The following is a 22,336-nucleotide window of genomic DNA, read 5'->3' as shown; positions in this document are numbered from 1 at the left end:
GTATGAAATAAACGCACCGACAGACGCGGTCGTCGACAGTTATAGTAGTCACTGAAAGTCAATACACACCTGATCGCACGAGGGCAGCGCGGTTCTCGCTCACTCCGTTCGCTCCGAACCGCGGCGTTGCGATCAGTGTAAATTCGTTCCAGTGGCTACTAGATGCCTCGAGTGAGGCGGAACGTCACCGATCGATGCCGTTACCAGCCCCGATCGTCATCCGAGTCGCGGTCGTCCGAATCGGGGTCGGCGGCGTCGTTCGGGTCGTCCCACGCGCTCGAGTCGTTATCCCACGCGTCGCCGTCGTCCGTCGACCAGCCGTCGCCGCGATCCGATCGATCCCGCTCGTCGCCACGTCCGTCGTTCCAGTGATCGTCGCGACCGGTCGGTTCGCCGCCGTCGAACCGCGCCGCCGCACGCTGGTCGGGAATAAGGTCGAGTTCGGCGTTCGTATCGCCGAGCACCAACAGCGCGTAGTACCGGAAGTAGGTGGTGATGGGCGTCCAGACGAGCGCCACGAAGAGCAGGACGACTGCGAACGCCACCAATACGACGAGAAGGGCCAGAACGATGCCGACGTCTCCGAGGAGGGACAACAGGAATATCACGATACCAAAGGGGATGGCCAGCACCAGGATGCCGAGCACCATCACGAACCCGGCGGCGATCGTGATCGCGAGCGAGAGGATCCAGACCAACACGAGGTAGACGACGTACTCCGTCCAGTTAGCCCGAAACGTCCCCCAGAATCGACTCCACGCGCTGAGAACGCCGCGATCCTCGAGGAGCATGATGGCGGCGACGAACTCGCTGGTAAAGCGGTCGACGAGCGCGTACACCAGGAACAGTCCGAAGGCGTACAGCGCGTACAACCCGATCAACGCGGCCGAAACGTCACTGAGGGTTCCTTGCAACCAGACGATCGCTACGGGGGCACCCGCGAGGAGTCCGATACCGAGCGTGACGCCGACTCGGAACGCGAACAGCCGAATCCCGTTGCCGAGGTTCGCCGAGAAGTAGCGTCTCACGTGGACCTCGCCCGTCCGTAACGATTCGAGGAAGACGAACTCCATGACTCCGGCGATGAGCGAGTAGCCCAGCCAGAGGACCAGCGCGATCGCACCGATGATGACCAGCCCGAGGACGAGCTCATCGGTCGGGACGTCCCCCTCGACCTGGTCGGTCTGCCCGTTCTCGAACGCCGGATCGCCGGCGAAGGACCCGAAGTCGCCGCCGGGAGCCGCCCCATTGAACCCGAGCGAACTCACGAAGAAGACGATGATCGCGAGTTTGACCCACATTCCCACCCGTATCGGCGTCAGAAAGTTTCGCGTGACGGTGATCGCATCACTGAGGTCGTCGATCGCATCCATAACAGCCCAGATATTTCGTTGCAATCCTGATAAGAATGCTGTTCGTGACACCGATTGAGCGCGAATACGCCGGATTGGAGTTGCTCGCCTCATCACCCCCGCCGTGAGGCGCTGGTGAAAAACTCGAAACCAGCCGGGCCCCGGTCTCGATCGCCGACGGATGACGTGACGACCGGATGCGAGACCCGCCGAGACGGAAACACGTCTCGAGGGCGACAGTTCGGGAGGCATTTAACCCCGAAGCACCCACAGTCGACGTATGGACATCCGCCGGCTCGCGCGAGGGACTGTCGAGTGGGACCGCCTCGAGCGTGTTGTCCAGACGCTGGCGGATCGATACGACCGCGAGGCGGTTCGCGTGGAGTTTCTCGAGGCCGACAACTGGCTGTCGACGCCCTGCGTCATCGACGAGGAGTGGTTCGTCAAGATCGTCTCGAGGCAGAACGCGCTCGTCCATGCCGTGTTGACGACCGGACGTAACGTCGGCGCGGTATCGGCGGGCACCGGCGGTTTTTTCGGTCGGTTCGACACGCCGCGAGAGATGGTCGAACACGAGTACGAGGCGACGGAGCGGATGCGCGAGATCGGCATCAACGCGCCCCAACCGATCGACGCCTTCGAGGTCAACGGGCTGGGCGTGCTCGTCCTCGAGTACCTGCCGAAGTTCCGTTCGTTAGACGACGCCCCCGACTGGCTCGTCGCCGAGCGCGCGCCGGAACTGTTCGAGATGCTGGCCACGCTACGCGACCACGGGATGGCTCACGGCGACCTGCGCGCCGAGAACATCCTGCTGTGTGAGGGCGAGTTCTACTTCATCGACGCCACCAACGTCCACGAGGACCGCGTCGCCGAGACCACCGCGTACGACCTCGCGTGTGCACTGGCTGTCCTCGAGCCGCGAATCGGCGCTCGAGACGCCGTCGGCGCGGCCGCGACGGTCTACGACGCCGAGGAACTGCTCTCGACGCGGCGGTTCCTCGATTTCGTTCGGCTGCGCCCCGACCACGAGTTCGATTCGATGACGCTCCGAACCGAACTCGAGAGGGCGGCGGAGCTGGGCCAGGGCTGAGTCGGTCCCGTTCAAACCGACAGTCGACGCCGTCAGGGAAAATTATTTGTTCGAGTGACAGTTCGATCGTACTGATGGACCCCGTTAGCGTACCGATCTCTCTCCCCGACGGTTCGTCCCCGCTGTGGCGGTATCTCTTCCTCGCAGCGTTCGGAGTGCTCGTACTCGCGCGGATACTCTTCGACTTCGAGTTGATACGGGCGGCGTTCAGCGACGACGGCTCCGCGGCACGGACGAAAACCAACTGTCCGTTGTGCGGTGCTCGCATACCCGTCGAATCGAACCGCTGTGGCTACTGTGACGAACCGCTAGAGCGGTAGCGTTGCGGACTCGAGTACCACCGTCCAGCCCGTTCGGACCGCTGGCTTGTGCAGGCACCACACGCTTTCAGCGGATGCCGTTACTGTCGTACATGAGTTCGGGATTTGCGGATGGTGACGTCGGCAAACGGGTCGAGACGGCCGCCGGTGAACCGATCGGCGTCGTCAAGATGACCGGGGACGAAACGGCGTACGTCGCTCTCGAGGAGGGCGTGATGGACTCTGTCACGGCCGTTCTCGACTGGGACGGGGACACCGAAGACATCGTCCCGATCGGCGTGGATGCCGTCCGTGAGGTGACCGGAGACGCGGTTCGTCTGGAGGGAGAGACCACACGGAACGACTTCGAGGAGGGAACCGACCTCGTCATCGAGCGCAACGAAACCACGGTCCGCGAGAACGAGGGGAGCGAACGGCAACGAGCCGGTGCGCCGACCGATGAAGAAGACGAGGCGGACGAGATGTCGGCGACGGGCGAAGGGAGGTCCGGCGAGGGAATGGAGCCCGCGACGGAGGAGATGGACGAGTCGGGAGCGGAACGCCACCCCGATAGCGAGGACCAACCGCCGGAGGGCGACCGGACCGTGACGAAAGAGCGCGGGGAGGAGGAAGACCGGTGACCGGCGGTTCGGTATCCCTCGACCGTCTCGCTCCTGCCTCGATCCGTTTCTCGGCCGCGTGATCCGCGTACCCTCGTCCCGCGGCGTCGGCGAGTTCGATCTGTTTCGAGAGTCGATCCCCGAGTGGGGAGCCGTGCTCATCGCCCTGCTGACGCAACTCGGCGACGTCTGGTTTCTCGCGCTCGTCCTCACGATTCTCTACTGGGCCGACGCGCCGACTCGCGACGACATCGCCACCGTCGCGGGCGTCGCGCTGGCCGGAATGGGGCTGTACAACGGACTCAAGGAGCTGTTCGGTTTGCCCCGTCCCAAGATGCCGCTGCTCGATCCGATGTTGTTGCCGCGGCTCGTCCAGCCGTTGTACGAGGCGACGGCGACGGCCGGCGGCTACGGCTTTCCGAGCGGCCACGCCGTCAACACCACGATCGTCTACGTCGGACTGGCGGGCGTGCTCTCGATCGGAACGAAACACCTGCGGTTCGGCCTCGCCGCCGCGCTCGTCTCGCTGGTCAGTTTCACCAGAGTCGCACTCGGCGTCCACTACGTCGTCGACGTCGTCGCCGGAGTCGGGATCGGACTGGCTCTGTTGCTCGCGACTCGAGCGCTTTTGGCCCGCGAGTTCGCCGACCGACCGACGATCACCTTCGCGCTCGGAATCGGTTTCAGCGCGTTCTTTCTCGTTGCGAGCGACTGGACGGCGGACGCGGTGCTCCTCTGTGCCGGCTCGGTGGGTGCCTTCGGTGGCTGGCAACTCGTTATGCTCGGTCGGGACGCGGTCGCCGTCTCGTCGCTCTCGAGGGCGCTCCGCTCGATCCTGTTGCGGGCTGGTGGTGCGGTCGTCGCGTCGATTCCGCTCGGCGTGGCGCTCGTATCGCTCTCCGCCGTCGCCGGGATCGTCGGGTTCGTAACGGGTGCGATCGTCGTGCTCCCCGTCGTTCGCCACTCGGAGCGCGTCCGAGACCTGTTCGCACGAACACGACATCCGCGACGATCGAAGTAACCTCATCGACGACGGTCGGAGCGACTTCGATTTCGAGGTTGGTGCTCGAGCCAACCGACGCCTTCGCCGGGTGGTGCGTCCGTCCGGAACCCACCATTAGGGTTTTCACGGCGCTCGTCGTTTATTTTGGTATGAGTCAGCAAGCCACCGAACAGATGTACGGCCACTACATCGGCGGAGAGTGGAGCGACGACGACGGCGACACGTTCGAGAGTCGAAACCCCGCTACGGGCGAGACGCTGGCGACGTTCCGTCGCGGAACGGTCGACGACGTCGACGCCGCACTCGCGGCCGCAGAGAACGCCTCCGAGGAGTGGCGCTCCCTGTCCTACATCGACCGCGCGGAGTACCTCTGGGATATCTACCACGAACTCCGCGAGCGCCACGAGGAACTGGGCGAAATCGTTTCGAAGGAGTGCGGCAAGGAGATTTCCGAAGGGAAGGCGGACGTCACGGAAGCTTGGCACATGGTCGAGTGGGCTGCGGGCAACGCCCGTCACCCTCACGGGGACGTCGTCCCCTCGGAAGTCGCGGGCAAGGACGCCTACATGCGCCGAAAACCGCGGGGCGTAATCGGCTGTATCACGCCGTGGAACTTCCCCGTCGCCATCCCGTTCTGGCACATGGCCATCGCGCTGGTCGAGGGCAACACCGTCGTCTGGAAGCCCGCCGAACAGACGCCGTGGTGCGGGCAGGTCATCGCCGAGATGATGGACGACGCCGAAATCCCGGAGGGCGTGTTCAACATGGTCCAGGGCTTCGGCGACGCCGGCGCGGCGATCACCGAAGACGACCGCGTCGACACCGTCCTCTTTACGGGCTCCGCGGAGGTCGGCCACGAAATCTCGGGCAAGGTCGGCGGCGAACCCGGCAAACTCGCCGCCTGCGAGATGGGCGGGAAAAACGGGATCGTCGTCACCGAGGAGGCGGATCTCGACATCGCGGTCCACTCCGCGATCATGTCCAGCTTCAAGACGACAGGGCAGCGCTGCGTCTCGAGCGAGCGCCTGATCGTTCACACGGACGTCTACGACGAGTTCAAAGACCGGTTCGTCGACATCGCCGAGGACGTCTCGGTCGGGGATCCGCTCGAGGATGACACGTTCATGGGGCCGGCGATCGAGGCCGACCACGTCGAGAAGATTCGCCAGCACAACGAACTGGCCCGGGAGGAAGGCGCGGAGGTACTCGTCGACCGGTTCGAACTCGAGGAGAGCGAGATTCCGGACGGCTCCGACGCGGGCCACTGGGTCGGGCCGTTCGTCTACGAGATCGACTACGATTCCGACCTGCGCTGTCTGCAAGAGGAGTGTTTCGGCCCGCACGTCGCCCTGATAGAATACGAGGGCGACATCGAGCGCGCGCTCGAGATCCACAACGACACGCCCTACGGGCTCGCGGGGGCGATCATCTCCGAGGACTACCGTCAGCTCCACGCGTTCCGCGATCGGGCGGAGATCGGCCTCGCGTACGCGAACCTGCCGTGTATCGGCGCGGAGGTGCAGTTGCCCTTCGGCGGCGTGAAGAAGTCGGGTAACGGCTATCCGAGCGCTCGAGAGGCCATCGAGGCCGTCACGGAGCGGACTGCCTGGACGATGAACAACTCGAAAGAGATCGAGATGGCACAGGGGCTGTCGGCGGATATCACGACGGGCGAGGACTGACGGCAGCTCGGTGCTGACGATATTTTTCGGCAGCGTGCCAGCGTACGGCGAAAACAGGTACTTCGCGAGACGCGTCTCGTTAGTCGACGATCGACTCGGCGATCGCGGTCAGCTCGTCGGTCTCGAGGTCGCCGCTCACGGTGTAGCTGAGCCCGCCGTCATTCCACTCGATCGCAGTCGTCTCCGGTCCGAACTCGCGAACGATCGCGTCGGTTTCGCCGATCTCGACCGGCGTGCCGTCCGGGTCAACGACGGAGTCGGTCTCGCCATTGGTGACGCTGACGAACAGGAACGTTTCGGCGTCGTCCGCGTACTGGAGGGATGCGCTCCATCCGTTGAGACCCTCGGAGACCGTGACGCCCTCGAGTGCGTACTCGGCAGGAACGTCGGGATCGGGGAGTTCGAACGGTGTCGCGTCCGCGGCCGGCCCGATGTCGTCGAACTGTTCGAACGCGAAGTCGTTAGTGTCGATGATCTCGGCGTCCGCAGGCGGTTCGAACGCGAACCGTTCGTCGTCGATACCCTCGTTGAAGGTGACTTCTTCGAACGCGATGGTTACCGTCACGTTCCCGGTAGCCGTCATCGTGCTCTCCTGTTTCAGCGGGTACTTCGATTCCTGATCGATCCAGAGCGTAACCGACTCGTAGATCGCGTCGTCGCCGTCGGGCGTGAGTTCGAGGACGTAGGCCTTGCGGTCGGCCACGGTGGCGGTCCCGTCGACCGTCGCGGTCATGTTGGCGTAGAGGGAATCGGCCATCTCCTCGCTCAGCGCTTCCAGTTCCTCCGCGTCGAACTCGAGGTCCGTTCGCACGGCCTCGTTGTCGGCTTCATCGTACATCCAGGTCGTCGTTCCGTTCGAGACCGTGACGTCGAACTCCTCGGAGTCGTCGGTCTCGAGGAGTTCGCTTCGGTACTCGCCGGACGAGCGCTGCCAGACTTCGTGTGTCGACGTGACGACGTCGTCGCCGTCGTCCACCGTCACCGTCTGGACGCCGTGGACGTCGTCGATGGACGATTCGGCTTCCATCGTCTGCTCGAGCAGTTCGTCCGCGTCGGGTAGCTCGTTCGTAGCGGGCAGTTCATCGTCAGCATCCTCGTCGGGGTCGGCGTCGCCGTCGTCGAAGGAAACCGCGCCGAGACAGCCCGCGGTGACCAGCAACAGAGAGACGGCAACGACCGCTGTGAATCGTCGGATAGTCATCGGTGTCGTTCGTCTGCCACGACGAACGCCCATTATATAAATGATATGTCGTTTTCTCCGATCGGGAACACGCCGTGAGCCGCTTCCGCGAGGACGGATCGCATCCGTCACAGGCACCGATTCGGCCGCGATCTCGTACTCCCGACCGACGGACGGGACGAACGGTCAGTTCGGCCGCGGCCGACGACGACCGTGATCGCGTTCCGGAATGCCCCCGATTCACACGAAATCGACCGGCGAGCGAATCGCTTATCCGACCGTTCATGGAAGACACCGAGTACATGAAAGCAGTCGTTCTTGCGGCGGGGCAGGGCACGCGTATTCGACCACTCTCCGATTCGGTCCCGAAGCCGATGTTACCGGTCGCCGATCGGCCGCTCGTCGCTCACACGATCGACGCGGCGATCGACGCCGGAGCGGACGAGATCGTCCTCGTCGTGGGATACGAGGCCGAAACCGTCGGCGAGTACTTCGGTTCGGAGTACCGCGGCGTCCCCGTCTCCTACGCGGTCCAGACCGAACAGGCCGGCACGGCGGACGCCGTCAACACCGCTCGAGACCACATCGAGGGACCCTTTGCCGTGCTGAACGGCGACAACCTGTACGACCCGGCGGCGGTCGCTCGACTCTTCGATCAGTGTCCGGCCGTCTGCGCGATCGAGGTCGACGACCCGCGTAACTACGGCGTTCTCAGTACCGACGCCGGCTCGGTCACCGGTATCGTCGAGAAGCCTGACGATCCGCCGACGAACCTCGCGAACGCCGGTGCCTACGCCTTCCCCGCAGAGGCACGCGAGTGGCTCGAGGTCCCCGAGAGCGACCGCGGTGAACACGAGATCACCGACGTGGTGGCGACCGTGATCGACGAGTTCGACGTCACCCCCGTGACGCTCGAGCGCTGGCTGGACGTCGGCCGCCCGTGGGAGTTGCTCGAAGCCAACGAGTGGAAGATCGGCAACCTCGAGCGACGGATCGACGGCGACGTGAGCGAGGACGCGACGCTCGAGGGCGATATCGTCGTCGAGGACGGCGCGACGGTGAAACCGGGCGTCGTCATCGAGGGGCCGGCGCTGATCCGTTCGGGCGCGACGATCGGGCCGAACGCCTACGTCCGCGGTGCGACGCTGGTCGAGTCCGGCGCGAAGATCGGCCACGCCGCGGAGGTGAAAAACAGCGTGCTCTCTCGAGGCACGTCGGTCAGCCACCTCTCCTACGTCGGCGACAGCGTTCTCGGCCGGGACGTCAACTTCGGCGCGGGGACGAACGTCGCGAACCTCCGCCACGACGACGCGGACATCGAGTTCACCGTGAAAGGCGAGCGCGTCTCGACGGGCCGGCGCAAGTTCGGCGTGGTCGCCGGCGACGGGGCCAAAACGGGCATCAACTCGAGCCTCTCTCCCGGGTTAAAACTCGATACCGGCGCGACCACGCGACCCGGTGAGACCGTCGAGCGGGATCGATAAGTCGATCGCGGCCCGTGGATTTATCCTGACTGCGGTTCCACTCACACTGATCCGTCGAGCGTACCCGCCGCGAGTTCCATCAGGTGGAGCACGCCGCGAATCGGCGTTCCAGCGATATTACTCGAGATTGCCTCGAGAGCGAGGGACGCGACGCGATTTCCACGACGAATTCGTCGGATCGCCGGCGGACGCCGAACGCCCCGCTCGACGGATCAAACCGAGTGCGACACCGGGTACTGCACGGCGGTTCGTACCGGGCCGTACGGCGACCCTACTAAAGGACGGATCCGAAGTATCCGTACTCACACGTCGACTCCCATGGCACCAGCTATCGTCCACTTCCTCGTCGGCGCATCCCTCCTCCTTGTCCTCGCAGCGCCGTTCGCGCTTCGGTCCGGTCTCGTCCGCCGCGGGCGACTCTGGATCGTCAGTATCGGCGGCCTGTGGGGCCTTGCGCCGGACCTTTACAACATTGCTCCCGTTTTTCGAGGTCAGCTTCGGATCGTCCACGATTCGTCGTGGGCCGACCTGTTCGCCGTTCACTACACCCTCGATCAGCCACCGCTCGCCGATCTGTACCTCGAGACCGTCTTCGCGTCGATACTCGCCTTTCTGGTCGCGACGGCCGTCGTTACGGTCGCGGGAGTCCCTCGAGAGAACGGTCTCGCGTCGCGGTTCGCGCGGGTAGTAGCGACCGTCGTCTGCATCGCCGTGGCCGCGCTCCTCGCCGGCGCGGTCGTCGGTACCGGGGTGTACGCGACCGGCCGACTCGAGTCGGTCGCTTCGCTCTACGGCCGCGAGAGCGCCCGAGCCGGGATCGCACTACTGCTCGCGTGGAGCGTCCTCACCGGAATGGGTATCGACGGAATTATCGCGGCCGCGAACTCGACGATGCGAGCGACCGATCCGGCGGCGGGGCTGTCCGTCGGGCTGTTGATCGCCATCTTCGGGTGGCTCTTCGGTATCGCGATCGCACTCCCGCTGTGGATGCGGGTCGTCTTCGATTCCTCACGTCCCTTCCCGTACCTGCACTGGCAGAGCCTGATCGGGCTGCTCGTCTTCGGGTTCGTCTTCGGCCTCTGTTACCCGCCGCTCAGACGGGTCGTCGGTCCACCGCCGAACGGTGAGAGCGGGACGCGGGCCTCGAATTCGTAGATACGCGTTGAACGACGCACCAACGCGTGTCCACGAAGGTTCGTCGTTCCGCCTCACTCCGGGCCGACCCGAACGAGAACAGAAGACCTTTCCTCCGGGTAGCCCTTCCCCTCGAGCGACACACATGCAGTTTTTCGCTGGACAACGCGGTCGTCTCCTCGCCGGCGTGGTTCTCGGCGCGCTTCTGGGCGGCTGTCTGCTCTGGGCGGGCGCGACGCCCGGCGATCCGCTTGAGAGCGCGTATCCGGACGAGGTCGAAGTGACGCCGACGCCCGAGGCATACGTCGGCGAGCAGGTCGTCCTCGGCGGGCGGGTCGTCGACACCGACCCCGTGGTGATCGCGACGCGCGCCAGCGGATACGGCCGATTCACGCTCGTAAACGCGGACGATCGACTCCAGAACGCCGACGGGCCGCTGGAGCGGGGCGACCGCGTGACCGCCTTCGGCACGCTCGAGGCCGACTCGACGCTCGTCGTCGAGCGGACGACGACCCGAAAATCGTCCGAGACGGGCTACATGCTCGCCGTCTCGGCGATCGCCGGGCTCTGGGTCGCCGGTCGATTCATCCGCGGCTGGCGCTTCGATCGAGCGACGCTCGCGTTCATCCCGCGGGAACGGTCGTCGAAAACCGCCGACCAGTCCTCGAGACGACAGGGATCGGACCGGTCGGGCCGGAGTCAGCAGGCACGAACCCGACAGAACCAACGAGCCCGGACGGACGGAGGGGATCGCCGTGCCTGACGTGCTCACGCACGTGCTCGTCGGCTACGTCATCGGCATGCTCCTCTCGCTTCGATACGAGCGACTGCGCTCGGCCCGCGTCACGCTCGCGATGATCGGCGCGCTCTCGCCGGATTTCGCCAAAATCGATCTGTTCGTCCCGGACGGCCTCGTGGCGGCGCTGCTCGGCGTACCGTTCTCGTGGTCGCCGTTGCACACGCTCGTCGGCTCCGTGCTCGTCGTCGGCCTCTGCTCGCTCCTGCTCGCCCCCGAGTACCGGACGCAAGCGATCGCGCTGTTCGCGATCGGTGCCCTGTCACACCACGTCCTCGACGTGCTTCTCATGACGCCGACGGGGGAGGCGTACGCCGTCTTCTGGCCGCTCACGGAGTACCGGCTGCCCGCGGGCGGGCTCTTCCTGAGCAGCGACCGTTGGCCGGCGGCCGTCGCCGGCCTCTGTGCGGCGCTCGTCTGGACGATCGCTCGGTACCGAGACGACCCGACTGGAACGGGAGCGTCGAAGATCGAGTGACCGCGATACCGTCTTCGACCCCCCGCGACTCCCAACCGCGCCAGTTATATTCCGCCCTCACATCAGCCCGACGTACATGTGGCCACTGGGACACGTCGCCGTCGCGTACCTCTGTTACACCCTCGCGACTCGAGCCCGGTTCGACGCCCCGCCGGCGCACGTTCCGGCGCTAATCCTCGTACTCGGGAGTCAGTTCCCCGACCTCGTAGATAAGCCGTTAGCGTGGTATCTGCGCGTGATCCCGACGGGGCGGACGCTCGCACACTCGCTGTTCTTGTTGGTACCGCTCTCGATCGCGGCGTACGCGCTCGCAAGTCACTACGATCGTAGAGAGTACGGCATCGCCTTCGCGATCGGCGCGTTCTCGCACGTCGTCGTCGACGCCCTGCCCGTCATCTGGCGGCCCGAAGCGGACGCGAACCACCTCCTCTGGCCGGCGATTCCGGTCGAGGAGTACGAACAGGGACCGCCGACCGTTCTCGGGCTCTTACGGGACTCGGCGACCGACCCGTACTTCCTTCTGGAATTCGTCCTCGCCGCTATCGCGTTCACCCTCTGGCGTCAGCACGGGTATCCCGGTCTCGCGGCGCTTCGCGCAGCGCTCGAGCGGGTTCGACCGACGCCCGGGTAGTGTAGGATCCCTTCCGAGTCCGGAGCGACGCGGAACGCAGAACTATCGGATCTCTTTCCACTCCGCGTCGCAGTCCGGACAGATGCGGACGGTCTTGATCTGATCCGGGTCGTTTTCGGTCTTCAGGGGCTTTTCACACTCGCCACAGACGAGTCGATCGTAGGTGTCTTTCTCGAGTTCGCCCTCGCGGAGCGCCTTCCGGACGGATCTCATGTTCCCCCTCACGAAGGTAGAGAAGAAAAAGACCGGGGCTTTATCGAGCACTGTGCCGTCACCGCTTCGACAGGTTCGCTCGCGGTCGTGTCGAAAGCGTTGACCTTCCCGACGATACAGAGGCGGTATGAGCGAGACGACGACCCGACAGGAGCGGTTCCCGGGTCGAGTGGGCGTGTTCGGGTCGCTGTGTGCGATGGTCTTCCTCGTCAATCTCGGTCGGGTGATCTACGCGCCGCTGCTCGAGCCGTTTCGAACGACGTTCGACGCGAGCGCGGGGGCCGTCGGGCTGCTCGCGACGCTGGCGTGGGTCGGAAGCGCGTCGCTGTTGATTCCGACGGGCTACCTCCTGACGCGCGTGCCGCGTCACTGGGTCGTGCTCGCGTCGGGCGGGATCCTCGCCGCCGCTTCGGCGTTCGCGGCGACGGCGGCGAACCTCGAGGCGCTGTACGCGGGTGCGCTGTGCATGGGCGTCGCGAGCGGCGCGTACTTCGTCGCGGCGAACCCGCTGGTCAGCGAACTGTTTCCGGCGCGGGTCGGCCGCGCGGTCGGCGTTCACGGGATGTCGAGCCAGACCGCCGCGGTGGTCGCTCCGCTGCTGGTCGGCGCGTTCTTCGCACTGACGTGGCCGATCGCGGCCTGGCGCGCCCTCTTTCTCGCGATCTCGGTCGTGACGGTCGGCGCGACGGTCGTCTTCTTCGTCGCTGCGAGGCGCGCAACGTTGCCGACGGCCGGGCGATCGGATCAGGATCTCCTCGCGGCCCTGCGCCGGCAGTGGCCGATCATCGTGACTGCCGTCGCGATCGTCGGCCTCGCGGGGCTCGTCTGGAACGGCGTGTTCAACTTCTACGTGACGTACCTCGTCGAGGCGAAGGGGCTCTCTGCGAGTTACTCGCGGACTCTCCTCACTCTGCTCTTTCTCGCTGGGGTGCCGTCGTTCGCACTCACCGGCTGGATCGCGGATCGGGTTCCGTTCTTGCCGCTGTTGCACGTGATCGTCGGCGCGTTCGTCTGTTCGCTGCTCGCGCTGACCGTCGTCCAGAGCGGCTGGTCGATCCTGCTCGTCACGGCGATTCTCGGCTTCGCGATCCACGGCGTGTTCCCCGCGTCGGACACCTACGTACTCGCGTCCGTCCCCGACGAGAACCGCGCCAGCGCCTACGCCCTGTTCATCGGGCTGATGATGCCGATCCAGGCGACCGGAAGCGCCATCCTGGGAGCGCTCGTCGACGCCGGCGTCGGCTTCGACGAGGCCTTCCGGCTGTTCGCGGTCGCCATCAGCGTGGTCTTGCTCGTCCTCGTCGCGCTTACCGCCGCGGGCCGCCTCCCGACCGGCGAAAACGGATAACGACGCTCGGCGACGGTTCCCTGCGCCCGTCGCGACGCTCCGAAAACCGATCGGATGATCTGCCGGAGTCGTGGCCGTTTTACCGGTCCGGCCGAACACTCCACCGATGGAGTACGTACAGGAGCGAATCGCCACGCTCCACGAGTTCGGCGGGACGGCCGGAGCGTCGGGCGACAGCCTCGCTTGCGACGCAGCCGACGCGGTCGCCGAGACTGCCGTCGTCGTTCCGATGGCCGGCCGCGAACACGAGAGCCCCGCCGCCGAGCGCGTGCTCTCGGAACTCGAGGGTCTGACGCGCGAACCCGCTGCAGTCATCGTCCCCGTTCGCGCCGACGCCGATCGGATCGAGCCGTTTCGGGAGTGGCTCGAGTCGTTCGCCCTGCCGATTCGCGTCCTCTGGTGTAACGCGCCCGCCGTCACGGACCTCCTCGCGGACGCCGGACTGGCGAACGGCTTCGGCAAGGGCCGGGACGTCTGGCTCGCGCTCGGTCCCGCCGCCGAGACCGGCGAGTACGTCGTCGTTCACGACGCCGACGCGAAGAGCTACGAGGCCGAGCACGTTCACCGACTCCTCGCCCCACTCACGATGCGGTTCGATTTCTCGAAGGGGTACTACGCCCGCATCGAAGACGACCGGCTCTACGGCCGGCTCTTTCGGCTGTTCTACGCCCCCCTCGTCCGGACGCTCGCGACTCGTCACGACGCGCCCGTTCTCGACTACCTCGGCGCGTTCCGGTACGCGCTGGCCGGGGAGTTCGCCGCTACCGCCTCGCTCGCCCGACGGCTTCGCGCCCCTCGCGCCTGGGGGCTCGAGGTCGGGACCCTGGGCGACGCCTTCGACGTCGCGGGCTTTGCGGGCTCCGCCCAGGTCGACCTCGGTCGCCACGAACACGACCACCGCGCGGTGGCGGGCGAAACCGGGCTCGAGGGGATGAGCCGCCAGGTGGCCGCGGAGCTGCTGCGGGTCGTCGAGGACGGCGGCGTCGAACCGGACTACGAAACCCTTCAGGACCGGTATCGCGCGACCGGTGCCCGACTCATCGATCAGTACCGGGCCGACGCGGCGTTCAACGGCCTCGCGTACGACTCGGCGAGCGAGCGCGACCAACTCGCTCGCTACGCCGCCGCTATCGCGCCGCCCGGACCCGACCGTCGCCTGCCGCGGTGGACCGACGCACCGTTCGAACCGGCTGCCGTCCTCGAGGCGGCTCGTCCCGCTCCCCCGGCCGAAGACGGCCGGCGGACCCGGCGCGATCCGATCGACTCTCGCGCACAAGACTAATCTGCCCACCCTTCGTTGTGGCGACTATGAACGCGACCGGCGACGAACTGGCGGGCATCGTCGACCTCTTCGGCGGGTTGACGCGCCCGGAACTCGAGCGGGCGCTCTCGGAGGCGGCGTTCCGCGCGGACGGCCAGTCCGTCGACGAGACGGCGCTCGAGACGGCGATCGACGACGCCCTCGAGTCGTTTGCGCTCGTCCGGTACGAGCGACGCCACGACGGCACGCGCCAATCGTTGCTGGTCGCCGGCCCGACGGCGTTTCCGTCGGTTCCGGAACACGCCGAGGACGTGCCACACATCCTCGACATCGACCGACGACACCTCGATCGCGACGCCCTCGGCGAGACGGTCCACGGGCAGTTCACCGAGGAACTCGAGGACGCCGTCGCTGCCGGCGACGACGACCGGCTCCGTCACTTGCTCGACGTCAGCTACGACATCGAAGCGTGGGCACCCGTCGATCTCGCGGCCGACCGGGACCGGCTGGAGGCGACGCTCGAATGACCGTCTCGAGCGGGCGGCCGACCGGACAGCGCAAACGAACGAATCAGCACCGACGATCGATCCCCGAACCGCACCCGACGAGCCGACACCGAGCGGCTGCGGGAACTGTGTAATCGAATGCCACGGACGACCATGACCCTCGAGCCGGTCGCGGCGTACGACCCGCTCGAGATCGACGACCAGGAATACGATGCGGCCGTCCTCGCGCCGATCATCGAGCGCGACGGCGAGGATCACCTGCTGTTTACCCGACGGGCCGACCACCTCGGCGAGCACCCCGGGCAGATGAGCTTCCCCGGCGGCGGAGCCGAACCGATCGACGACACCATTCTCGAGACCGCGCTCCGAGAGGCGAACGAGGAGATCGGTCTCGAGGCCCACGAGACCGAGATCATCGGCCAACTGGACGATATCCGAACGATCACGGAGTACGCCGTCACTCCCTTCGTCGCCCGCGTTCCCGACCGCGAGTACGTGCGCGACGGCTCCGAAGTCGCCGAAATCGTCGTCCTCCCGCTCTCGGGACTACTCGACCCCGCAAACTACGAGTACGAACGCCGCGACCACCCCTACTACGGCGACATCGTCATCCACTACTTCCACGTCGACGGCTACACCGTCTGGGGGGCGACCGGCCGCATTCTCGTCCAGCTACTCGAGTTGACGACCGACTTCGAGGCCCCGATTCGGGTCGACCGGTCGCAGGGATAGCGTCCATCGGATGGAGTGAAAATCGATCCTAGTCCCGCCGCTCTCGTTCCGGCTGTAGCTCGCCGATAACGTTCAACGAGACGTCGCCACCCTCGGTTTCAGCGTGGTCCGCATCGCCGAAGCCGGCGCTGACGACTCGAGTGAGTGCTTCCTCTACGGTTTCGTCCAGTTCGATGATCTCGTCGGCGGCTACCTCGAGGACGAATCCCGTGGTGATGTTCGGCGAGGTCGGCAAAAAGAGCGTCATTCGCCCCTCGCGCGTCGTCTGTCCCGTTTTGAACGCGGTCATCCAGAGCCCATCCCACGTCTCGACTTTGACCGGCGTCTGGAGGGTTTTCTCCGATCCGAACGTGGTCTCGCTCGCGGTTTTCGACGCGTTGTAGACGACCCGAACGCCGGGAATACGGTTCGCGGCGTAGTCGACGATCGCCTCGAGAACCTCGCCGATCGTCGTCTCCATAAACTGGCCGATAACGTACATCAGGAGGGCGAGAAACCCGACGAACGAGAGGACGCGAAGGAAGCCGGCGAGTCGCTCGAGGGCGTACTCACCGAGGCCCGGCACCACCGCCCCGAGCGTTTCGGAGTTGAGCAACACGCCGGGCGTGACGTTCGCGATGAACGAGTAGAGCGCGTAGAGGATAAACAGCGTCACGAGAACGGGGACGATGACGATGAGTCCCCGTCCGAAGTCCCCTTTTACCGAACTCATAGAGCAACGCTCACGGTCCGAATCTGGAGGGCCACCTACGAGTAGATTGTGGACTCGCGTCGACCGGAGACGGGATCGGCGGTGGTCGCGGAACGCCAGATTTTTGCACACAGGCCCCACAACACGGCTATAGTCGCGTAGACGAGTCCCGAGTGACGAATCGGCGACCGACTCGTCGCGCGAGGACCATCACCCGATGCTCACAACGAACACCGTCGCCCGTGCCGGACTGGATGCGATCGCTCTCAAACCCGCCGAGTGTACCGTCTCGGACGCCGCGTCGATCCCGGTCGACACGATCGCGATCGACTACGAGGGTCGCGACCATCTACCCGCCGCGGAGACCCTTCGAACCCTCTCGAGGGGTGCGAACGTCCTCCTTACGACGCCCGTCCGAGCCGACGGCTTCGATCCGCTGGGCGACGACTCGCTAGTCGCGGACCTGCCCGACGCGGTCGGCCGCGTCCTCGTCGCGGGCCACCCCGCCTACCTCACCGACGAGGAACGCGAGCGGGCCGTCGCACCACGACTGGGCGCGGCCCTCGAGGCCGAACCGGACGCGTGGGTGGGGACCGAAAGCGTCGAACGGATCGCGATGGCGACGGGGGCGACGCAGTACGATCTGCTCTCGCGGAGCACCGACCGGGAACTGCGCGCGCTTCGGTCGGCCGGGTTCGACGGCGATATCGCCGTCTACGCCCCCACGGTGTTGACCGACGACGAAAACGCCCTCCTCGACGCCGTCGGCACCTACGTCGCTCGGCGACAGCCCGTCGCACGGGCGCTGCCCGAGGACACCGCGACCGACGCGAGCGCTACCGGACGCGCTCGAGAGATCCTGCTCGAGGCGGTCGCCGACTACGCGCTCGCCGGGACCGCCGCCGAGCTACGCAAGCAGACCGATTCGCTCCGCGCGACCGGCGCAACGACGGTCGTCGGCTACCCGGCGCAGGGCCTCGAGCCGTTTCTGGCGTGATCGGCATCCGAATCACCGGACCGGACGCGGCAACCACCCAGAGGTAAGTGTCAGCCGTTCCCAGTAGCCGCTATGACGAGGACTTTCGCGTACGCGATCGATGCTCGGAGCCGACGCCACGCTCGCGATCGAACGAACCGCCAGCCGATGACTCGAGTCGCGCCGGCGCGTGATCGACGATGACCGACTCCCTCGAGGCGGAACTCGCCGTCGGAGCGGACGCGTTCGTTCGGGAGGGAGAAGGGCTCGAGGTCGCCGTCGTCGGCGCGGGTGCCGTCGGCGCGACGACGGCCTACGACCTCGCGCGCGAGGGTGTGGACGTAACGCTGTACGATCGGGGCCAGGTCGCAAGCGGCGCGAGCGGCCGGGCGGCGGGCCTCTGTTATGACGCCTTCGCGGACCCGGTCGACGCCGAAATCGGCGGCGACGCCATCAAACGGTTTCGGGCGTTTTCGGGCGACGATACCTTCCCCTTCGTGGAGTGTCCGTACGTTTGGCTCGCCCGCGAGGGAGACGCGGACCGAGCGGATGCCATCCGCGACCAGATCGAGCGGATGCAAGAGAACGGCGTCGTCGCGCTCGAGGGCGACGCCGACGCGCTCGAGGATCGCTTTCCGACGCTCCGGACGGACGACGTCGCCGTCGCGGGAATCGCCGGCGGGGCGGGATACACCGACCCCGGAAGATACACCGCCTGTCTCGCCGCTGCCGCATCCGGCGCGGGCGCGAGCCTCGAGCCGAACACCTCCGTTCGGGTTCGCACCGATCCCTCGCGCGTCGTTCTCGAGGACGGCACGGAACGCGAGGTCGACGCAGTGGTCGTCACCGCCGGCGCACACACCAAGCGGGTGCTTGCGGACGCCGGCGTCCCCATCGCGATGAAACCCTACCGAGTGCAGGCGCTCGTCGCGCGCGCGGCTCTCGAGGAACCGATGTGTTACGACGCGAGCAGCGGGTTCTACTTGCGGCCGCACCCGGAGGGACTCCTCGCGGGCGACGGGACGGAACACGTCGAAGCCGATCCCGACGACTACGAGCGCGGTGCGGATCCCGACTTCGCAAAGGACCTGCTCGAGCGCGTCCACCGACGACTCCCCGGGGCGGACCTCGAACTCGATCGGGCGTGGGCCGGACTCTGTACGGCGACGCCGGATCGGGACCCGCTGGTCGGCGAATTGCTATCGGGGTTGTACGTCGCAACCGGGTTTCAGGGACACGGCTTCATGCGCGCGCCGGCGGTCGGCGAGCGGCTTGCGAAACAGGTTCTCGGTGGCGGCGGGATCGACGCGTTCGATCCCACTCGATTCGACGGCGACGAGTCGTTCGCGATCGTCGACGGAATGGCGATCGATTCCGAGTCCTAACCCGGTCGAAACGGCTCACTCGTCGACTGTCAGTTCGTCGGTCTCGATTTCGGCGTCCGAATCTACTTCGGACTCACCGCTTCCGGCCGACGGATCCTTCGGGATGTCGATTCGTAGCGTTCCCGTCTCGGTGAGCGCCGCGCGTCCCGCGTCCGGATCGACGAGCGCGTCGTCGGGCAGTTCGGCTTCGCCGTCGAGTTCCATCCCGCGGCCGGGAAAACGCATCTCGTAGCCGTCGCGAAACTGGCGGAACCGATCGATTCGGATCTTGACGTTGCCCTCGAGGTAGCGGACCTGTACGTCGTCCGGTTCGACGCCGGGAGCGTCGAAGACGACGCGGTAGGTCGTATCGTTCTCGAGGACGTCGACGGGGAGAGTGCGGTGTTTTTGGACGTGACTGTGCGCGCGACCGACCTGTCGATAGAGGGCGTTGCCGACCGACTTGCGGAGGTCGCTGAGGCTCACGCGGAGTCACCCCTGCCGGCGTTGCTCGGAGCCACGGTGGGGACCTGGAGGTACGTCGAGGACATGGCTTACCATAGGTTACACGACCCACGTTCATATCCCTTTGGATGGGACAAAATAAACGTCTGACGCGTTCCGCCTGAAGGGAACTATCGGCGCGTCGCCGCTCGTCTACAGTTCGACCCGCTCGAGGCAGTCACTCCCCCCGCAGACGGGACAGGACAGCGACGTGAGTTCGATGTCTTCGGGGGCGTCGTACGTGTAGTGGTTCTCGAACAGGTCGAGAAAACAGTCCTCGGCGGTGCAGACGATTTCCTCCGTCGGTGGCATACTCGCCGGTACGCGGACGACGACCATCAACGTCGGGGTTTCGGCGTTTCGGATCGACGGTGTATACTCGAATCCGTGTCGCTGGCCGGTGCGATCGTTCCGATTCGGCCAGAAGTACTCCGAAAGTTCCAGCCGGCGGACGACCGACCAGCCGACGCGGGCGGGATTGAGAAGGGCTGCCGGTCCGCCACAAAGCGGCGTGACCGACAGGGGCGTTCGTTAGTCACCGTTTTACCACTCGAGGCGCTACTCCGGATCATGACTGACCCCGAGACGCTGTCGGTGACGATCGTCGACGGCTACGTCGACGAACCCGCTCACTTCGGGGTGCCGCCGTACATTTCGACGTACCCGCGGTACACCGCAGGGGCGCTCGTCGACGCCGGCGTGGCCCGCGAGCAGATCACGTACCACACGATCGACCGGCTCCGCGACGAACCGGACTACTGGCGGAACGTCGACGAGGCCGACCTTCTGATCTACCTCGGCGGGATGACCGTTCCCGGCAAGTACGTCGGCGGCACGCCCGCCGAACCCGACGAAGTGCGAAAGCTCGCCTGGACGGCCACCGGCACGAGCCTGATGGGCGGCCCCGTCAAGTTCGGCGTCGGCGACGAGAACGCCGGCGCGACCGAGACCGAACGCCAGGACCTGGATTTCGACTTCGTCGCCAAAGGCGACGTCGAGGCCGCCGTCCACGATCTCGTCGAGAGCGGTCTCGAGGGATTCAACAACCGAATGCGAGACGTCGACGAGGTATCCCGGTGGGCTCAGGACGGTGCCTTCATCGTCGAACAGCACCCGAACCACCCGGCGTACCTCATCGCCGAACTCGAGACCTCGCGGGGCTGTGCCTACCGCTGCTCGTTCTGTACGGAGCCCCTCTACGGCAACCCCACGTTCCGGCCGCCGCCGAGCGTCGTCGGCGAGGTGGACGCGCTCTCGAACTGCGGCGTCAAACACTTCCGGATCGGCCGGCAGGCCGACATCCTCGCCTACGGCGGCGACGGCGAGGCGCCGAACCCCGACGCGCTCCGCCAGCTGTACAGCGGTATCCGGGAGGTCGCGCCCGACCTCGAGACGCTGCACCTGGACAACATGAACCCCATCACCATCGTCAACTGGCCCGAGAAGAGCCGGGAGGGGATTCGGATCATCGCGGAGCACAACACGGCTGGCGACACGGCCGCGTTCGGCCTCGAGTCGGCTGACCCCGTCGTTCAGGAGGAGAACAACCTGAACGTCAGCGCCGAGGAGTGTTTCGAGGCCGTCAAGATCGTCAACGAGGAAGCCGGCTGGCGGCCGGGAGGACCGAACGATCCGCGACCGTCCGAATCCGAGCGCGTCCCGGCCGCGAGCGCAGGCGAAGACCCCGCGGACGCGCCCACCTTCGGCGACGACACCCCGCGCCGCCTCCCGAAACTCCTTCCCGGAATCAACCTTCTACACGGCCTCAAGGGCGAGCGCGAAGAGACCTACGAGCGCAACCGCGAGTTCCTCCAACGGGTCTACGACGAGGGCTACATGCTCCGGCGGATCAACATCCGGCAGGTGATGGCCTTCGACGGCACCGACATGGCCGACACCGGGGCCGAGATCGCCAACGAGCACAAGAAACTCTTCAAGCGGTACAAACGGCAGGTCCGCGAGGAGATCGACCAGCCGATGCTCGAGCGCGTCGCCCCGCCCGGAACCGTCCTCCCGAACATCCACCTCGAGTACCACCAGGACGGGAAGACCTTCGGTCGCCAGTTGGGAACCTACCCGCTGCTCGTCGGGATCCCGGGCGAGCGCGAACTCGAGGAGACCATCGATGTCGCCGTCGTCGATCACGGCTATCGGTCCGTGACCGGCGTCCCCTACCCGCTCGACCTCAACGACGCGTCGATGGACGAACTCACCGCCATCCCCGGCGTCGGCGACCGCACCGCGGGCGATATCGTCGTCAACCGGCCCTACGACTCCGTCGCGGACGCCGACCTCGAGACCGAGTTCGACCTCGCACAGTTCATGACGACGCGCACGTTCGAACCCGCCGACTGACCCGTTCGAACTGATGCAGCGTGCACGAATCGGCGATGAAATTTCGAATCGGCGCGCCTCGAGCGGAGATCACGGGCGAAACTCCTGAAAAAATGGGACTCAGTCGGTAGTTCTATTATGGATGGCCGTCAGAGGTGAAATTGAGGGTCTACCTGTGGAAATATCTGAAAAACTCCTGTGTCTGTTCAGTACGGAGGTCTCAGCAGAGGAGGACCGATACGTCATCGAGGTACCACGTCAGGAGGTCGAAACCGGCGACATCGACCCGGAGGAAGTCTACCGGGTCGCACTCATCTCCCGCGATGAGTCGACGGACACCGAGGGGACGACGACACCGGCACAGCCACAGAGTGCACCGTCGGAACCGCAGCCACCGGTCGACGTCGGCGAAACGCGATACGTCGAGATCGAAGACATCGGCAAACAGGGCGACGGCATCGCTCGCGTCGAACGCGGCTACGTCATCATCGTTCCCGGTGCCGACGTCGGCGACCGCGTCAAGGTCGAAGTCACCGAGGTCAAGTCGAACTTCGCCGTCGGCGAGATTATCGAGGAAACCTTCTAAGAATCACTTTTTGTCGGGAAATCGGCCGGGTCGAAATCGCAAGCCCGACCCCGACAAAAAATCTGGACCGAA

24 protein-coding genes are annotated in these 22,336 nt (G+C 65.9%); 18 read left to right on the top strand and 6 right to left on the bottom strand.

All coding sequences use genetic code 11. From position 1 onward, the window contains the following. Positions 1-200: 200 nt before the first annotated feature. The gene (locus DWB23_RS09095; protein WP_121742497.1) at positions 201-1,373 is read right to left on the bottom strand and encodes a DUF7544 domain-containing protein; all 1,173 of its coding nucleotides are present in this window, start codon (positions 1,371-1,373) and stop codon (positions 201-203) included. Positions 1,374-1,632: 259 nt separating this feature from the next. Here DWB23_RS09095 and DWB23_RS09090 point away from each other — a divergent pair, with 259 nt between their 5' ends. From DWB23_RS09090 to DWB23_RS09070, 5 genes are all read left to right on the top strand, one after another. Then, the gene (locus tag DWB23_RS09090; RefSeq protein WP_121742496.1) at positions 1,633-2,442 is read left to right on the top strand and encodes an RIO1 family regulatory kinase/ATPase domain-containing protein; all 810 of its coding nucleotides are present in this window, start codon (positions 1,633-1,635) and stop codon (positions 2,440-2,442) included. Between the two features lie 74 nt (positions 2,443-2,516). Continuing rightward, complete coding sequence (locus tag DWB23_RS09085) at positions 2,517-2,762, top strand: hypothetical protein (protein WP_121742495.1); 246 nt, start codon at positions 2,517-2,519, stop codon at positions 2,760-2,762. 92 nt (positions 2,763-2,854) lie between these two features. Further along, positions 2,855-3,382, top strand: a complete 528-nt coding sequence (locus DWB23_RS09080; protein WP_121742494.1) for a hypothetical protein — start codon at positions 2,855-2,857, stop codon at positions 3,380-3,382. A gap of 58 nt (positions 3,383-3,440) precedes the next feature. Next, a complete protein-coding gene (locus DWB23_RS09075) occupies positions 3,441-4,382 on the top strand; it encodes a phosphatase PAP2 family protein (protein ID WP_238717377.1) in 942 nt (313 codons plus the stop codon). A 131-nt stretch (positions 4,383-4,513) separates the two neighbouring features. Continuing rightward, entirely contained in the window at positions 4,514-6,046 is a 1,533-nt protein-coding gene (locus DWB23_RS09070) for an aldehyde dehydrogenase family protein (protein WP_121742493.1), read from the top strand. Between the two features lie 79 nt (positions 6,047-6,125). On the opposite strand, the gene DWB23_RS09065 is transcribed toward DWB23_RS09070, so the two are convergent. Further along, entirely contained in the window at positions 6,126-7,247 is a 1,122-nt protein-coding gene (locus tag DWB23_RS09065) for a sigma-E factor regulatory protein RseB domain-containing protein (RefSeq protein WP_121742492.1), read from the bottom strand. A 281-nt stretch (positions 7,248-7,528) separates the two neighbouring features. Between DWB23_RS09065 and glmU the strand changes: the two genes are divergently transcribed. The 5 genes from glmU to DWB23_RS09040 all read left to right on the top strand — a co-directional run bounded on the left by glmU (position 7,529) and on the right by DWB23_RS09040 (position 11,749). Next, positions 7,529-8,710, top strand: coding sequence for a bifunctional sugar-1-phosphate nucleotidylyltransferase/acetyltransferase (gene glmU / locus DWB23_RS09060; RefSeq protein ID WP_121743061.1), 1,182 nt, complete (start codon positions 7,529-7,531; stop codon positions 8,708-8,710). A 318-nt stretch (positions 8,711-9,028) separates the two neighbouring features. Continuing rightward, on the top strand, positions 9,029-9,865 hold the full coding sequence (locus DWB23_RS09055) for a hypothetical protein (protein WP_121742491.1): 837 nt from the start codon (positions 9,029-9,031) through the stop codon (positions 9,863-9,865). Between the two features lie 124 nt (positions 9,866-9,989). Next, positions 9,990-10,607: a Slp family lipoprotein gene (locus DWB23_RS09050; RefSeq protein ID WP_238717376.1), complete on the top strand. Its 618-nt coding sequence runs from the start codon at positions 9,990-9,992 to the stop codon at positions 10,605-10,607. Beyond that, positions 10,600-11,118 carry a metal-dependent hydrolase gene (locus DWB23_RS09045; RefSeq protein WP_121742490.1) on the top strand — a complete coding sequence of 173 codons (519 nt, stop codon included), beginning with the start codon at positions 10,600-10,602 and terminating at the stop codon, positions 11,116-11,118. The genes DWB23_RS09050 and DWB23_RS09045 overlap by 8 nt, the downstream gene beginning before the upstream one ends. Positions 11,119-11,194: 76 nt before the next feature. Then, complete coding sequence (locus DWB23_RS09040; protein WP_121742489.1) at positions 11,195-11,749, top strand: metal-dependent hydrolase; 555 nt, start codon at positions 11,195-11,197, stop codon at positions 11,747-11,749. A 42-nt stretch (positions 11,750-11,791) separates the two neighbouring features. On the opposite strand, the gene DWB23_RS22960 is transcribed toward DWB23_RS09040, so the two are convergent. Continuing rightward, positions 11,792-11,962, bottom strand: coding sequence for an HVO_0758 family zinc finger protein (locus DWB23_RS22960; RefSeq protein WP_162989778.1), 171 nt, complete (start codon positions 11,960-11,962; stop codon positions 11,792-11,794). Positions 11,963-12,089: 127 nt separating this feature from the next. On the opposite strand from DWB23_RS22960, the gene DWB23_RS09035 reads away from it, so the two are divergent. The 4 genes from DWB23_RS09035 (at position 12,090) to DWB23_RS09020 (ending at position 15,809) form a co-directional block, all read left to right on the top strand. Continuing rightward, positions 12,090-13,310 (top strand): MFS transporter, encoded by a 1,221-nt coding sequence (locus DWB23_RS09035; protein ID WP_238717375.1) that lies wholly within the window; start codon positions 12,090-12,092, stop codon positions 13,308-13,310. A 106-nt stretch (positions 13,311-13,416) separates the two neighbouring features. Next, entirely contained in the window at positions 13,417-14,592 is a 1,176-nt protein-coding gene (locus DWB23_RS09030; protein WP_121742488.1) for a glycosyltransferase family protein, read from the top strand. Positions 14,593-14,618: 26 nt separating this feature from the next. After that, positions 14,619-15,098, top strand: a complete 480-nt coding sequence (locus DWB23_RS09025; protein ID WP_121742487.1) for a DUF7109 family protein — start codon at positions 14,619-14,621, stop codon at positions 15,096-15,098. Between the two features lie 117 nt (positions 15,099-15,215). After that, positions 15,216-15,809 (top strand): NUDIX hydrolase, encoded by a 594-nt coding sequence (locus tag DWB23_RS09020; protein WP_121742486.1) that lies wholly within the window; start codon positions 15,216-15,218, stop codon positions 15,807-15,809. Between the two features lie 28 nt (positions 15,810-15,837). Here DWB23_RS09020 and DWB23_RS09015 read toward each other — a convergent pair whose 3' ends face one another. After that, entirely contained in the window at positions 15,838-16,521 is a 684-nt protein-coding gene (locus DWB23_RS09015) for a DUF502 domain-containing protein (protein WP_121742485.1), read from the bottom strand. Positions 16,522-16,717: 196 nt separating this feature from the next. On the opposite strand from DWB23_RS09015, the gene DWB23_RS09010 reads away from it, so the two are divergent. Further along, positions 16,718-17,497, top strand: coding sequence for a DUF7388 family protein (locus DWB23_RS09010; RefSeq protein ID WP_121742484.1), 780 nt, complete (start codon positions 16,718-16,720; stop codon positions 17,495-17,497). A gap of 179 nt (positions 17,498-17,676) precedes the next feature. Further along, entirely contained in the window at positions 17,677-18,861 is a 1,185-nt protein-coding gene (locus tag DWB23_RS09005; protein ID WP_121742483.1) for an NAD(P)/FAD-dependent oxidoreductase, read from the top strand. Positions 18,862-18,876: 15 nt separating this feature from the next. On the opposite strand, the gene DWB23_RS09000 is transcribed toward DWB23_RS09005, so the two are convergent. Both DWB23_RS09000 and DWB23_RS08995 read right to left on the bottom strand, forming a co-directional pair. Further along, positions 18,877-19,326, bottom strand: coding sequence for an Hsp20/alpha crystallin family protein (locus DWB23_RS09000; RefSeq protein WP_121742482.1), 450 nt, complete (start codon positions 19,324-19,326; stop codon positions 18,877-18,879). A 171-nt stretch (positions 19,327-19,497) separates the two neighbouring features. Further along, positions 19,498-19,656: a DUF7559 family protein gene (locus tag DWB23_RS08995; RefSeq protein ID WP_162989777.1), complete on the bottom strand. Its 159-nt coding sequence runs from the start codon at positions 19,654-19,656 to the stop codon at positions 19,498-19,500. Positions 19,657-19,914: 258 nt separating this feature from the next. On the opposite strand from DWB23_RS08995, the gene DWB23_RS08990 reads away from it, so the two are divergent. Beyond that, positions 19,915-21,699, top strand: a complete 1,785-nt coding sequence (locus tag DWB23_RS08990; protein WP_121743059.1) for a radical SAM protein — start codon at positions 19,915-19,917, stop codon at positions 21,697-21,699. Positions 21,700-21,853: 154 nt separating this feature from the next. Next, positions 21,854-22,264, top strand: a complete 411-nt coding sequence (locus DWB23_RS08985) for a TRAM domain-containing protein (RefSeq protein WP_121742480.1) — start codon at positions 21,854-21,856, stop codon at positions 22,262-22,264. Positions 22,265-22,336: the final 72 nt, after the last annotated feature.

This window comes from Natronorubrum halophilum (assembly GCF_003670115.1).
Classification (GTDB): Archaea; Halobacteriota; Halobacteria; order Halobacteriales; family Natrialbaceae; genus Natronorubrum; species Natronorubrum halophilum.
Note: the sequence above shows the minus strand (reverse complement) of the source record. Positions and strands in the feature narration are given on the sequence as shown.

What these genes read in the sequence shown, in the direction of transcription:
- DWB23_RS09095 (WP_121742497.1), bottom strand. Translation starts at nt 1,373, where the DNA reads ATGGATGCGATCGACGACCTCAGTGATGCGATCACCGTCACGCGAAAC.
- DWB23_RS09090 (WP_121742496.1), top strand. Translation starts at nt 1,633, where the DNA reads ATGGACATCCGCCGGCTCGCGCGAGGGACTGTCGAGTGGGACCGCCTC.
- DWB23_RS09085 (WP_121742495.1), top strand. Translation starts at nt 2,517, where the DNA reads ATGGACCCCGTTAGCGTACCGATCTCTCTCCCCGACGGTTCGTCCCCG.
- DWB23_RS09080 (WP_121742494.1), top strand. Translation starts at nt 2,855, where the DNA reads ATGAGTTCGGGATTTGCGGATGGTGACGTCGGCAAACGGGTCGAGACG.
- DWB23_RS09070 (WP_121742493.1), top strand. Translation starts at nt 4,514, where the DNA reads ATGAGTCAGCAAGCCACCGAACAGATGTACGGCCACTACATCGGCGGA.
- DWB23_RS09065 (WP_121742492.1), bottom strand. Translation starts at nt 7,247, where the DNA reads ATGACTATCCGACGATTCACAGCGGTCGTTGCCGTCTCTCTGTTGCTG.
- glmU (WP_121743061.1), top strand. Translation starts at nt 7,529, where the DNA reads ATGAAAGCAGTCGTTCTTGCGGCGGGGCAGGGCACGCGTATTCGACCA.
- DWB23_RS09055 (WP_121742491.1), top strand. Translation starts at nt 9,029, where the DNA reads ATGGCACCAGCTATCGTCCACTTCCTCGTCGGCGCATCCCTCCTCCTT.
- DWB23_RS09050 (WP_238717376.1), top strand. Translation starts at nt 9,990, where the DNA reads ATGCAGTTTTTCGCTGGACAACGCGGTCGTCTCCTCGCCGGCGTGGTT.
- DWB23_RS09040 (WP_121742489.1), top strand. Translation starts at nt 11,195, where the DNA reads ATGTGGCCACTGGGACACGTCGCCGTCGCGTACCTCTGTTACACCCTC.
- DWB23_RS22960 (WP_162989778.1), bottom strand. Translation starts at nt 11,962, where the DNA reads ATGAGATCCGTCCGGAAGGCGCTCCGCGAGGGCGAACTCGAGAAAGAC.
- DWB23_RS09035 (WP_238717375.1), top strand. Translation starts at nt 12,090, where the DNA reads ATGAGCGAGACGACGACCCGACAGGAGCGGTTCCCGGGTCGAGTGGGC.
- DWB23_RS09030 (WP_121742488.1), top strand. Translation starts at nt 13,417, where the DNA reads ATGGAGTACGTACAGGAGCGAATCGCCACGCTCCACGAGTTCGGCGGG.
- DWB23_RS09025 (WP_121742487.1), top strand. Translation starts at nt 14,619, where the DNA reads ATGAACGCGACCGGCGACGAACTGGCGGGCATCGTCGACCTCTTCGGC.
- DWB23_RS09020 (WP_121742486.1), top strand. Translation starts at nt 15,216, where the DNA reads ATGCCACGGACGACCATGACCCTCGAGCCGGTCGCGGCGTACGACCCG.
- DWB23_RS09015 (WP_121742485.1), bottom strand. Translation starts at nt 16,521, where the DNA reads ATGAGTTCGGTAAAAGGGGACTTCGGACGGGGACTCATCGTCATCGTC.
- DWB23_RS09010 (WP_121742484.1), top strand. Translation starts at nt 16,718, where the DNA reads ATGCTCACAACGAACACCGTCGCCCGTGCCGGACTGGATGCGATCGCT.
- DWB23_RS09005 (WP_121742483.1), top strand. Translation starts at nt 17,677, where the DNA reads ATGACCGACTCCCTCGAGGCGGAACTCGCCGTCGGAGCGGACGCGTTC.
- DWB23_RS08995 (WP_162989777.1), bottom strand. Translation starts at nt 19,656, where the DNA reads ATGCCACCGACGGAGGAAATCGTCTGCACCGCCGAGGACTGTTTTCTC.
- DWB23_RS08990 (WP_121743059.1), top strand. Translation starts at nt 19,915, where the DNA reads ATGACTGACCCCGAGACGCTGTCGGTGACGATCGTCGACGGCTACGTC.